The organism is Clostridium sp. DL-VIII (genome assembly GCF_000230835.1).
Lineage (GTDB): Bacteria > Bacillota > Clostridia > Clostridiales > Clostridiaceae > Clostridium.
Genome location: NZ_CM001240.1, coordinates 1,000,669 through 1,013,075 on the forward strand (window position 1 = coordinate 1,000,669; position 12,407 = coordinate 1,013,075).

The following is a 12,407-nucleotide window of genomic DNA, read 5'->3' on the forward strand; positions in this document are numbered from 1 at the left end:
CTTTTTATGAATAATCATCAATGCCTTAAAAACAGCATGTCCAACCAGGCACCATAATATCACATAGATTTTTCATATAAACTTTACCCATTTATTTAAAATAGAGGTCAAGACCAAAAGCGAAGCGTGTCTTGAGCTGTATTTTAAATAAATGTACCGTGTTATACGAAAAAACTATATAAGAGGTATCTTCTAGAGTTTCTAAATGGGGGCGGTCTTGGACTGGCTTTTTTAATACCTCTACATAATTAAAAGTAGATAACAGCTTTGAAAATCGTATCACTAAAAATAATTTCACTGTAATATAATTTATTATTTTTAGTGATTGGATTTTTAGAGCGGAAAAACCATGTAATCAAACATTATAGTAATAAACCTAAGCCTGTCCAAGATGGAATTGCTGTCACGATTACAATAACTTATTAAGCATTAGTGATAGCAGGTCCAAGCCCCCAAAAATTCTTGTCAGCTTGTCTGACCAACTAAACTAAACTTTATCTGTATTTTTTCATACCAGAAACAATAATTATCAATGTACCGTAAAAGTACATTAAACAACATTTACAGTCAGAGGGATGGATAAATATTCTTATACATATTTTAAAGAAAGAATTTAACTACATAGTTATATATTTTAATTTATTCATTAGAGCCTCCATCCCGAAGTGCCCCACCGGGACAATGTCATCAAGTTATAATTTAATATTTATCCAAAAGCATAAATAAGGAAAATAAATCTATTTAGTAGTAGGTTTATTTTTTGGCTAATTTTTTCTATTTGTACTTTTAGATATGTGAAATAAACCATCATCATTACAGATAATAGTTTGTAAATTAATGTATATTGCTTAGCGTTATAGAGCTCTTTTTTTATTCATTCTATTGTCCATTTGAGTAGATTTATGATTATTTCTAAGAAATTTTCTTCCAGGTCGAATAGGTATTATATTTCTTTCAATTTCTCCTTGAATAGACTTAAGTATTTTGGAACGGTTTCCACGGATTTCTTGTGATTATCATTGTTATTAATGTGTCTTTGAGCTTTCCAATCAATACATTTGTATTCACTTTATACTCAAATTTTAAATTTTTATTTTTGCAATCTTCTTTTATAACTTGATTGGCATCTTTCTTAGCTAATGCAACCATGTTTGCTAAATACATTGTTGCATAAAAATCTTGCTCTATAGCTATAACCGTTTGACCTGTAAAGTTTTCAACTTGCAATTTGTTTTTTATTTCATTATATTTGACTTCTATTCCCCAACGCTTAAAATAGAGTTCTTTAAAATCTGTTAATGAAAGATCTTCATCAAATAAATTAGTTACCAGAGTTTCTGTTATTCCAGACTCCAACTCAAGTTTTATAACTCTCATTCTTAAAATTTTATCTATATGCTTTACTTCTATTATTTGATCTGCCTTCGGTGCGTTAACAACTACTCTTAAAAATCCACTACTTACTCTAATTAAATATTTTAATTTCCTAGATTCAATAAATGTTATAAAATCTTTCGAAGGGTACCCTGTCGAATAGTATTAAGTCATTATATGATCCTAAATTAACCATTTGATCTATTAGGTTTTCTGCGATTTCTCTTTCTCCGCATCTATAATGTGTCAATTTAGAAGATATTATCATATCATTTTCTACATCATATAATGCTGATGCTCTCGCACGTGCAACTTTTTTATTTTGATTTTCTATATATCCAAATTCATTTCGTAATTCCTCAGTATTATTTACTTCTAAAACTGTACCATCAATAGCAAGTAACCTATATTCACTATATTTCTCAAAAGGAGTATCTTTATAATACCACTTGTTTACTTGATTAAGCATATGTATAAATGCCTTAGGTGAAACCTTTTGGCGGGCCTGTGAAAAGGCTTGCTTTGTAATATTGGGATTAGATGCTATCTTTGAAAAATTGTCCAACTCAATTTGTAAACTCTTTTTAACAAAGTTTATCATAAATAAAATAATATTTTTAAAACTCATCTTGCTTCTTCCTGTTCGTGTAAAATATGTATCTTTCATTCTAAATTCAAATAAAAACATTATATCATCTATCAATAAACTTGTAACTCTTATTCCTTCTTTGAGATAATTTATTTTCTTCAATGTAAAAATTCCTCCGTCAATACCTAATAATGTAGTATTTATTATAGAGGAATAATATTTAAAAACATATTTTTTGAATATTATTAATTTGAATTTCCAGTTTATCCAAGCTTAGCTTGATGACATTGCCCACCGGGAACCCAAACAATGACCTGTCTATTTTTGGGTGGTGGATGCGGCACCCAAAGAACTATAAAGTAAATTAACTAGTCCTTTAAAAAATACGTATATAGATATAATAATAGTAACCATATCTAATAGAAGGTAGCATTGTATTAGATCATAAATTATATGAAAGTGCGACTTGTTACTATTTGAAAAGAATAGCCTAGTTTAGCTAATAAAATTTAGTGAATTAGAACTGTTATTGCGATAGGTGGAATGATAGGGTAACGCCTTGAAACGCCTACACTAATACTCCGAATAGCATTTAATAAAGTAAATTATTAAGGGTTATAAGCTCGGTGAAGTCGGCTGAGAGTACACCCTAACAAGTAATGTTGAGGAATAGCGAACTAGAGGTAGTCGAGTGTATGATAGGTCGGGTGTCTATAAAATATCTATGGTTAGGATGTCCCAAAGGGACTGACGAAATCGGGAATGTACGGGTCTAAAATATTAGTGCTCAGAAATGGGCATGACACAGATGTGTCGTAAATGTGGATTAGTAAAATTTTTCGTTATGAAAGTCCATATAGTGTTAAAGGCACTATGAAATTTACAGGCTTAAACTGATGACCTACGGATATATGTAAAGATGGTAATAACTGAACAAGGAAAGCTTAGAATATGGAGGTTTTACTGCCGATGAAGTATTGATAAGGAAAACAGTAAAGTATAACTTATCTTAATCTAAGTGAGAGTGGTGGCATGAAGCAAGGAACATTTCTGTAATGGAAACGGAGCGATAGCCACTAGACAATTGTTATTTGATAATTAAATACTGAATAATTTCAAGGTTCGAGTAAGACTAAGAGATATGAAGCTGAATTTGTAATTATACAAAGGAGGAAGTAATAGACTTGGGGGAAAGCTTTAAATTAGAGAAAAGACAATCACTAAGAAATAATGAATATTACACAATGCAAAGTATATTTGATAAATTATATGAAAAATCAACTGAAGGATTTAGGTTTAATAATCTAATGCAATATATAACTTCAAGGAATAACATTTTACTAGCATATAGAAATATTAAGAATAATAAAGGTTCTACAACTTGTGGAACTGATAAACTTGATATAAGTTTTTTCAAAGATATGAAAACAGAGAAATTTGTTAAGCGTATCCCAAATAAATTAGCCAACTATACTCCGAAAAGTGTAAGACGAGTTGAAATTCCTAAGCCAAATGGTAAAACTAGACCTTTAGGAATACCTTGTATTGAAGATAGAATTATTCAACAATGTATTAAACAAATTTTAGAACCAATATGTGAAGCTAAATTCTATAAACATAGTTACGGTTTCAGACCGAATAGGTCAACTGAACATGCCATTGCGAGAGGCATGCATTTAATGAATAATGCCCATCTGCATTATGTAGTGGACATAGATATCAAAGGTTTCTTTGATAATGTTAACCACAGCAAGCTAAAAAAACAAATATGGAATTTAGGTATTCAAGATAAAAACTTGATTAGTATAATTGGAAAGATATTAAGATCAGAAATACAAAATATGGGAAGATCTAATAAAGGTACTCCCCAAGGAGGTATAATTAGTCCTTTATTATCCAATATTGTTCTTAATGAATTAGATTGATGGATAAGCTCTCAGTGGGAAACATTTGAAACAAACCATAAATATAGTGGTAAATCGCAAAAATACAGAGCAATTAAAGGAAGTAATTTAAAAGAAATATGGTTAGTAAGATATGCGGATGATTTTAAAATATTGTGTAGAGATTATAAAACTGCATTTAAAATATTTAGAGCAACAAAGATGTGGCTAAAAGAAAGATTAGACCTAGATATAAGTCCAGAAAAATCAAAGGTAACCAATCTCAGGAAAAATTATACTGAATATTTAGGTTTCAAATTAATGGTTAAACCCAAACATAATAAATACGTATGCCAAAGCAGAATGTGTGATAAAGCTAAAAAGATTACTATAAACAAGCTTAAAACTCAAATAAAAGAAATTCAAAAGCATGGGAATAGTAAGGAAGTATTAAAGTTAAATTCAATGATATTAGGAATGCATAATTATTATAAATGTGCAACAAAGATAACACATGATTTCAGTGAAATAAATTTCTTAGTTACAAAAAACTTAGAAATACGCTTAAAGCAATGGATATCAAATAAACCTCAATTTACCGGAACATACAAACGCTTATATGGACATTATAAAGGTAGGATAAGAACAATTAATGGTATCACTATGTTTCCTATCTATGGTTGCAAAACAAGCAATGCAATGCATTTACATCGAGATATATGTAATTATACAAAACTTGGCAGAAAGAAAATACACCAAAATCTTAGGGGTTATAAACATCTAATTGATTACCAACTAAGAACAGCAAATGATAATACTGCTGAATTTAATGATAATAGAATATCTTTAATTGCTGGGCAACAAGGTAAATGTTATATAACAGGATTGGATTTAGAAATAGGTAACATGGAATGTCACCACAAAAAACAGAAATGTGATGGTGGCACTGATGAATATAAAAATTTAGTTTGGGTATGTGGCGAAGTGCATAAGATTATACACTGTACCAAACTGGATACCATTGAAAATTATTTAGGTTTGTTGACCCTTGATAAACAAGGGATAAATCGTGTTAATTCTTTAAGAAAGTTAGTAGGAAATTCAGTTATTTAATTAAATATAATAAATTGTTGGAACGCCGTATGAGCTCGAAAGACTCACGTACGGTGTGAAGCAGGGGGAAAGATAGAGATTGCATCAAAATCTTACCTATTGCTATTGTCAAAAGATTATGTGGTTGAAATGGAGAAGGATATTAGGAATAATTATAGACTTAAATAATATTTTTATAATTTGAATATTTAACAAAACTTAATATGTTAAAGGGAGTTGTTTTAAATGAAAATCGAAGGAATTATAAGAAATGTTGATCCATTAGGAAGGGTTGTAATACCAAAAGAAATGAGAAAAGTACTTGATATTAATGAAGGAGATCCAATTGAAATAGTTAAGGTTAATAATGATATAGTGTTGAAGAAATATAGTAAGGGTTGTATATTTTGTGGAAGCGATAAAGATGTAAGTGAATTTAATAATTTGCCTGTTTGTAGTGGTTGTAGAAAGGCTTTAAGGCAGGATTAAAATGGACAGGCCGAAAAATTTACCTAACCGCCTGGAATGCGCTTATTGTCAAAAGTGTTATAGGCATGGTGGAGAATGTCAGGGGAAAAACGTTAATATGAATGAAGATGGCTGCCTTTATTTTAAAATGGATGAAAAAGGCTGTATAAGAAATATAGATCAAAGTATACCTTTTAATCTATATAGTGATATTACACCAGTTGGAATGTGGAGAGATGGATGGACTATATATAATCAAGACACTGAAATCAGAATAAATAAGATATATGCCTTAAGCTGGAATGAAAGAAAAGGCTTGCTGTATGTTAAATGTAATTTTGATTATTTTATTAATGAGTTTAATGAAGATTATAGAAAAGAATCTAATAAACCAAATTTAAAGGTTATAAAATAAGTCATATGAAAAAATGAATATTTTGTATTATTGATAGAGTATTAAAAGATAAAATTCTTATGAAAGGGGATAAGCAAGTGGGAGGCTTACTAATTTTCAAAAATGAAAGATTTGGTGAAATAAGATGGATGAAGATTAATAATAAGGATTATGCCGTTGGAATTGATATAGCAAAAGCTTTAGGATATAAAAATCCAAGAGATGCACTTTTAAGACATTGCAGGGGCGTCGTGAAACACGACATAGGGGTAATTACCGGAAAGAGAAAAGATGGAACGGATGCTATTCAAAATGTAGAAATGAGTTTAATACCTGAAGGTGATATTTTTCGCCTAGCTGCAAAATCTGAATTACCAGGAGCAGAAAAATTTGAATCATGGATTTTTGATGAGGTATTACCTAGTATACGAAAAACAGGAATGTATGCTACAGATGAATTATTAGATAATCCAGATTTACTTATTGCTGCAGCTACTAAGTTAAAAGAAGAAAGAAAAGCAAGGTTTGAAGCTGAAAAGAAAGTAAAATTACTGGAACCTAAAGGACAATTTTACGATGATGTTGCAGGATCTAAAGACTCTATTGAAATGGGTCATGTTGCAAAAGTTCTTGGAATTAAGGGAATGGGAAGAAATAGTTTATTTTCTTTGCTTCGGGAAAAGAAGGTTTTAGACAAAAATAATATTCCTTATCAGCAGTATGTAGATTTAGGATATTTTAGAGTATTGGAGCAGAAATACTCAGTACCTAGTGGGGAAACGAAAATTAATATAAAAACAATGGTGTTTCAAAAAGGGATAGATTTTATAATGAGAAAAATTAGAGAACAATGAATTATATATTTTATGAGGATGGTATATAAAAAATGGAGATTTATCCTTGAAATCAGGAAAAACCTCCATTTTTATTAAAAGACTAAGCTATCTCAAATTTAGTAACTTGTCTTTGAGTCAATTGAGCACCGGATTTTTTAACTAAATCGCCAGAATTAGTTTTGAAAATATTCTTGGAAATTATAGTTTCCATAAGTGCATTGACGTCATCTTTAGTAAGCGTAGATTTAACACCACTAACGCTTAAAGTAGTCTTTAAGCCAGCTTCAGTTAAAAAAGTCATAGCTAAAGTATATTCCATTTAACATACCTCCAATCTTAAAAATTTACGTAAGATCATGATCTTATGCATTTGCTAAAATAGAAGATTCATTAATAAAGTAATCTCTAGTCTTAGCTTCCATAACGTCTTTTATTGCATCAGCAACATCATAGACATTTTGAGGAGCAGCATCTGTTTTCACACTAGAAAAAGTCTTCTTACTGTAGATTGCGTCCCCTGCTTTATCAGTCCCGCTTTGAACTTCAATGCTTAGGGATGCGGTTTCAATTGATTTAGTTACAGCCATGTGTTTTACCTCCTTCATTTTGTTTTCATAAAGGATATATGGATAAATGATTGATATTACATAAATAGATGAAAATTATTTGGTTTTCTATGAACAAAAGAACTAAAACAGATTAAAGATATTGAAAGGATGAATATGAAAAGTGAATGTTTTATTGAAGGACAAATTAGTATATTTGATTTGCCAGTTATAGAGATTGTAAAACCAAAGAAAATCATGATTAAAGAAGAAAATAAAGAAATAGATAAGTTTGATAGTATTACTAAATTGTATTCATAATAAAGTTACTACTAAAATGTTAAAGGATGAATTAGAAAGAGATATAAGAGTGACTAGAAGAATTAAAAATACATTAAGAGGTAAGAGAATATTGGAATGGTACATCCCAAAATCATCCAAAGTTATATTATGAGATTAGTAATGAAAAGCAAAATTAATACTATTAGTAAAATTACGAATAAGATTATGTATTAATGAAATGCTTTAGTAGTGTTGGGAAAAGGCTTAAACTTTGTAAATAATATAAATAAAAGTTACCGGAATCTGGTTTAAAGATACAACCTTTGGGTTTATACTGAAGAACTTATTGAAACTTCTGTTGATTATTAAATTTATTTATAATAAAAAATGGAGAGCTGTATAAAAAGGAATCTGAAAGTCGTATAAATGAAGGCTTAGAGATTATTTTGAAAAATGGAGGAAACAATCTATGAGAAATAACAAACAAATTATTTTGACTGTATTGGCTGGTGTAATGACACTTTCTCTTGTAACTACTTTCTGCATAACGGAAAAAAATTCTGTTGCAAAGGCTTCGACAACATCAGTAGAAAGTGCAACAGAACAATCTGGGACAGTTGTTGCAGGGCCTAATATCGCTGTTGTTGAGACAGAGGCTGGAAAAGTTCAGGGATACAGTAGGAATGGCATTTATACCTATCATGGAGTTCCATATGCTGAGGCAAAAGAAAGATTCGTTCCAGCAGAGAAAGTAGAGCACTGGGATGGGGTCAAACTTGCTTTTGATTATGGTCCGATATCGCCACAACAACAGAGAGCAGGCGGATCTGATAGCAGCTGGGAAAATCCGTCTAGACAGTTTGCTATGGACAATAATAGTCAGAATCTGAACATCTGGACACCTGGTATTAATGATAATGCAAAGAGACCGGTGATGGTATGGCTACATGGCGGTGGATTTTCAACAGGATCATCTGCACAAACAGCTGCTTATGATGGCGCGAATCTTAGCCAAAAAGGAGATGTTGTAGTTGTCTCAGTAAACCATCGCCTTAATGTTCTTGGACATTTTGATCTTTCTCAATATGGTGAAAAGTACAAATACTCTGAAAATGTAGGAATTACTGATATCGTAGATTCTCTTAAATGGATTCGTGACAATATTACACAGTTTGGTGGTGATCCTAATAACATTACGGTATTTGGAGAGTCAGGTGGAGGCGCTAAGGTACTTGCACTTATGACAAGCCCATATGCAAAAGGACTTTTCCAGAAAGGAATTGTTGAGAGTGGTGCGACAGAAACAATGGGAGTTAGCTTTACGTCAAAGGAAGCCAGTAAAAGGGTGACAGAACTTACACTTCAAAACCTTGGAATTACTGCAGATCAGATAGAAAAATTGCAGACTATTCCATATGAACAACTGTCACAAGCATCTGACAAAGCACTCCAGCAGACAGCGGATGAACTTCATATTCCGGCAGCACTTGGGACAGGATATGGATTATCATGGGAACCGGTAGTAGATGGAGACTATATGCCTACAAGTCCGGTAACAGAAAAAGGCTTTGCGGAAGCTGGCAAGGATATACCGCTCCTAATTGGATCAAACCTCACAGAGTGGACAGCCTTTTCACAAATCAGCAATATGGCGAAAGCACAGTCAGATAATCCAAATACATGGAGTGAAGAAGAAATTGACAAGCATTTGAAGGACACTTATGGAGATAAGGCAGATGAAATTGTAAATGCATTTCTTAAAGCATATCCTGATAAAAAGAAGGCTGATGCAATATATGTTGATTCAACTACAATCAGACTACCGCTTTTAAAGATTATGTCTCACAAGGCAGATCAACAGGGAGCACCTGTTTATTCTTATGTTTTCAGCTGGGAATCTCCGGTTATGAATGGTGTTTTCACATCATACCACACATCAGAGATACCATTTGTATTTAACAATATAGATAAAGCGGATACAACGATTGGTGGAGGTGAAGATGCCAAGATTCTGGAAGACCGAATGAGCCAGGCATGGATCAATTTCGCAAGGAACGGTAAACCAAGTTCTGACAATTTACCTGAGTGGGAAGCCTATGACCGTCAAGGTGGTGCGACAATGATTTTTGATAACAAAGTAAAGCTTATGCATAACCATGATAAAGAGCTTATGAAGCTTCTGGCACCAGATTATCAATATTAACATTTTGCCAAAGACGTTTCTAAAACCTTGCTATCGTAAATCATATAACAGGGTTTTGGAAATATTGGCAAAATGTAGAAATGTACTATCAACATTTGTTCATATACTTTTTATTCCTTAAGTAAAATGAAATGAGATACTGAACAACAAACTGTTAAAGAGTGAGTTTGTTACTCTTTCTAAATTCAATGATTTTGTGGAAGACATAGGATTGTAGGAAAATTATTGAAAGGGATATATAGATTCAACTATGGTAATATAAATATATTTTTAGAAGATAATTTTCATTCGTTTTCATTAAATCATTGACTTAGAGCTACTCGAATGGGGTACAATAATTTTATTGTAGAAAATTCAGTTGCGTAAGCATAGCGTTGCTTAAATTAGATTACAAAGAACATAGGGACAATAGAATAAAGAACAAATTAAAGGAGAGATTCTAAGGATTATTATTTATGTATTTATAAATATCAAATCTGAAAAACGAGAGGAGTTTTTAGAGGTTGTAAACCAAATGACAGCATCAACTCAGGATAAAGAGGGATATATAAGCTTAAATTTCTATGAGGATACTGCACGGCCTGATAATTTCGTTGTTGAGGATGAGAATGCTAATAAGCATCACACACAAACTGCTCACTTTAACACATTTGTCAAAGGAATGTCTGAATTTTTATGTGAACTACTATATGCAGAAGCATATGATGCCTTCAAGATTTGACTTACATAGAAGGTCTTGATGGTCAATATGTTGAATTTAATGGTTCATATAGAAGTTGTTTTTTTATTTTTGAGTAAATAGATGAAACTCATTTCTAATAAACTATGGAGCTGTCGCACTTAAATCCGTTAGAAATAGATCTATAGGATTACCATAAGATTAAATTTTCACAAAGATATTTATGAAAAGAATGTTCATTATAAGATGAGCGTCGTTTTAATTTCATGTTATTAATTTAAGTTCTTTAAGCTTCAATTGATTGGATAGCTTCACTTTTATACATAGATTTTTTCTCATGTAATAAATAATATAGGAAAAGGCAAACAAATACCTGATTTAAGATAACCAAACATTAAGCGAGTGCAAGTAGCTAACTCAATGCTATGTTTTGGAAAAACCTCTATGGCAATAGGTTGAACACTTGATGCAGTAAGAATTGTTCTAGGAAATAAGTGCTTTGATACCTATCTGTTATTTGTCATGGAGTTTTCTCAAAAAAATCTGTAAAATATATAATTTTATCTGTAATACATACAGTTATTAAATTAAATTCCAATGTTATTCTTACGTTAAAAGAATCAAAATGAGAAGTCGGCATAGAGCTATGGTTGTTTTTTATTAACAACCAGCTTCATTATCATAATGCATAAAATATGGTGATAGACATTAGTTAGTCATGAATTTATATAATAATATCATCCTAAATTATTATAAAATCACTAAATAATTTAGAGTGATAACTAACTATTATTGAAAGGAGATTTGCTTATGAAACAAAAAATTGGAATAAGTCGAAGTGGTAATTTAGCTGAAGCAGTAAAAGGATTTGTTAATCCTTCTTTAATAATACTATTATCAAATAAAAACAAATTTGAAGACCATGTAGAAGAATTAGAGCAATTGTATCCAGGTGTTCCAAGTATCGGATGTACTTGTACTAGTTATACAAAGTATTCAACAATTGAAAACGGAATAACAGTAATTGCATTTTCTGATTGTATTAGTGCAGCGGCTAATGTTATATTAGGACTTTCTTCTATGCCAGTTAAGTATATTAGTCGAATGGAAGAGGATATTAAAAGGGTAAAAGCAGAGTCGCAAAATACAATTTGTATTGATTTTGCTACAGGAAATCACAGCCGGCTAATGACAACATTAGGAAGTATCTTAGAAAATAAGAATATTTCTTTAATAGGAGCTGGTGTTGATTGCAATAAGGTTTCTTGTAATGGTGTTATATATGAAGATGCTTGCGCATATGCGTTTATTAAAAATAATGGAAGGATAAATGCTTTTAAGGAAATTATTTATAAACCAACTGATTTAAAAATGGTAGTAACTAAAGCAGATTCAAAAAAATATATTCTTTATGAATTAAATGGGAAACTGGCAGAATCAGTTTATTGTGATTATCTTAATATTTCCCCAAGTAAAATAAACACACAATACTTTCAAAACCCTTTAGGAAAATGGGTTGGTGATGAGTTTTACATAATGGGTATTGCTCAATTACATGATGGAGGATTGCAATGCTATAAACGAATAAACAATATGGATATCATTTCAATTTTAAAGTTAGATGATTACAAACAAGTTATTAATAATACAGTAACTGCAATTAAAAAGGACATGCATAATATCTCAGGCATTTTTTCTATGAATTGCACGGGCAGATATACATTTTTTGAAAATGAAAATTATTGGGAAGATTATTTGAAAACAATGAATTTTACTGATAATCACGTTGGAATTGTAGCAATGGGAGAGCATTTTAATTCACAACACGTAAATTTAACAATGGTATGTTTTGCATTTGAATAAAGAGAAACTTTTCAGGTGGATTTTTACACTGCACATGAATTTAGTTAAATTAATACAGGAGCGTGTAGCCGTTATCTCCCACTTGAAAAAAAGCAGATATTCAAAAAAATGATGCTCCAAATTTTATATTTGGTTAGCAGAATTTTCTCAGTGAGCTTTCAAATTTGGCATAGTCGCTTTCATAGAGTGAGAGGAAGTA

Annotated in this window: 11 protein-coding genes and 1 pseudogene; 8 read left to right on the top strand and 4 right to left on the bottom strand. The window is 31.0% G+C overall.

Annotated features, from left to right (window positions below; translation table 11 throughout):
• Positions 1 to 975: 975 nt before the first annotated feature.
• Positions 976 to 1,506, bottom strand: coding sequence for a transposase (locus CDLVIII_RS31715; RefSeq protein WP_201767387.1), 531 nt, complete (start codon positions 1,504 to 1,506; stop codon positions 976 to 978).
• On the bottom strand, positions 1,493 to 2,125 hold the full coding sequence (locus tag CDLVIII_RS31720) for a hypothetical protein (RefSeq protein WP_083825307.1): 633 nt from the start codon (positions 2,123 to 2,125) through the stop codon (positions 1,493 to 1,495). Before CDLVIII_RS31720 ends, CDLVIII_RS31715 begins: the two co-directional genes overlap by 14 nt.
• A 1,022-nt stretch (positions 2,126 to 3,147) precedes the next feature.
• On the opposite strand from CDLVIII_RS31720, the pseudogene ltrA reads away from it, so the two are divergent.
• The 4 genes and pseudogenes from ltrA to CDLVIII_RS04635 all read left to right on the top strand — a co-directional run bounded on the left by ltrA (position 3,148) and on the right by CDLVIII_RS04635 (position 6,654).
• A pseudogene (gene ltrA, locus CDLVIII_RS04620) lies at positions 3,148 to 4,959 on the top strand (group II intron reverse transcriptase/maturase).
• A gap of 225 nt (positions 4,960 to 5,184) precedes the next feature.
• Positions 5,185 to 5,427, top strand: a complete 243-nt coding sequence (locus tag CDLVIII_RS04625; RefSeq protein WP_009168268.1) for an AbrB/MazE/SpoVT family DNA-binding domain-containing protein — start codon at positions 5,185 to 5,187, stop codon at positions 5,425 to 5,427.
• A 1-nt stretch (position 5,428) separates the two neighbouring features.
• Positions 5,429 to 5,821 (top strand): hypothetical protein, encoded by a 393-nt coding sequence (locus CDLVIII_RS04630; protein WP_009168269.1) that lies wholly within the window; start codon positions 5,429 to 5,431, stop codon positions 5,819 to 5,821.
• Positions 5,822 to 5,898: 77 nt separating this feature from the next.
• Complete coding sequence (locus tag CDLVIII_RS04635) at positions 5,899 to 6,654, top strand: phage antirepressor KilAC domain-containing protein (RefSeq protein ID WP_050816231.1); 756 nt, start codon at positions 5,899 to 5,901, stop codon at positions 6,652 to 6,654.
• Between the two features lie 82 nt (positions 6,655 to 6,736).
• Here the strand turns inward: CDLVIII_RS04635 and CDLVIII_RS04640 are convergent, their stop codons facing one another.
• Together CDLVIII_RS04640 and CDLVIII_RS04645 are read right to left on the bottom strand one after the other, a co-directional pair.
• Positions 6,737 to 6,955 carry a DUF2922 domain-containing protein gene (locus CDLVIII_RS04640; RefSeq protein WP_009168271.1) on the bottom strand — a complete coding sequence of 73 codons (219 nt, stop codon included), beginning with the start codon at positions 6,953 to 6,955 and terminating at the stop codon, positions 6,737 to 6,739.
• Positions 6,956 to 6,998: 43 nt separating this feature from the next.
• Positions 6,999 to 7,223 (bottom strand): DUF1659 domain-containing protein, encoded by a 225-nt coding sequence (locus CDLVIII_RS04645; RefSeq protein WP_009168272.1) that lies wholly within the window; start codon positions 7,221 to 7,223, stop codon positions 6,999 to 7,001.
• A 129-nt stretch (positions 7,224 to 7,352) separates the two neighbouring features.
• Between CDLVIII_RS04645 and CDLVIII_RS31050 the strand changes: the two genes are divergently transcribed.
• The 4 genes from CDLVIII_RS31050 (at position 7,353) to CDLVIII_RS04660 (ending at position 12,208) form a co-directional block, all read left to right on the top strand.
• The gene (locus CDLVIII_RS31050; protein ID WP_207636834.1) at positions 7,353 to 7,502 is read left to right on the top strand and encodes a hypothetical protein; all 150 of its coding nucleotides are present in this window, start codon (positions 7,353 to 7,355) and stop codon (positions 7,500 to 7,502) included.
• A 430-nt stretch (positions 7,503 to 7,932) separates the two neighbouring features.
• Complete coding sequence (locus tag CDLVIII_RS04650) at positions 7,933 to 9,666, top strand: carboxylesterase family protein (RefSeq protein WP_009168274.1); 1,734 nt, start codon at positions 7,933 to 7,935, stop codon at positions 9,664 to 9,666.
• 469 nt (positions 9,667 to 10,135) lie between these two features.
• Positions 10,136 to 10,387, top strand: a complete 252-nt coding sequence (locus CDLVIII_RS04655; protein WP_242835949.1) for an antibiotic biosynthesis monooxygenase — start codon at positions 10,136 to 10,138, stop codon at positions 10,385 to 10,387.
• A 768-nt stretch (positions 10,388 to 11,155) separates the two neighbouring features.
• On the top strand, positions 11,156 to 12,208 hold the full coding sequence (locus CDLVIII_RS04660) for an FIST N-terminal domain-containing protein (protein ID WP_009168276.1): 1,053 nt from the start codon (positions 11,156 to 11,158) through the stop codon (positions 12,206 to 12,208).
• Positions 12,209 to 12,407 lie beyond the last annotated feature (199 nt).

Excerpts from the sequence above, each read along its gene's own strand:
- CDLVIII_RS04660 (WP_009168276.1), top strand. The coding sequence starts at position 11,156 with ATGAAACAAAAAATTGGAATAAGTCGAAGTGGTAATTTAGCTGAAGCA.
- CDLVIII_RS04645 (WP_009168272.1), bottom strand. The coding sequence starts at position 7,223 with ATGGCTGTAACTAAATCAATTGAAACCGCATCCCTAAGCATTGAAGTT.
- CDLVIII_RS04630 (WP_009168269.1), top strand. The coding sequence starts at position 5,429 with ATGGACAGGCCGAAAAATTTACCTAACCGCCTGGAATGCGCTTATTGT.
- CDLVIII_RS04640 (WP_009168271.1), bottom strand. The coding sequence starts at position 6,955 with ATGGAATATACTTTAGCTATGACTTTTTTAACTGAAGCTGGCTTAAAG.
- CDLVIII_RS04625 (WP_009168268.1), top strand. The coding sequence starts at position 5,185 with ATGAAAATCGAAGGAATTATAAGAAATGTTGATCCATTAGGAAGGGTT.
- CDLVIII_RS31050 (WP_207636834.1), top strand. The coding sequence starts at position 7,353 with ATGAATATGAAAAGTGAATGTTTTATTGAAGGACAAATTAGTATATTT.
- CDLVIII_RS04650 (WP_009168274.1), top strand. The coding sequence starts at position 7,933 with ATGAGAAATAACAAACAAATTATTTTGACTGTATTGGCTGGTGTAATG.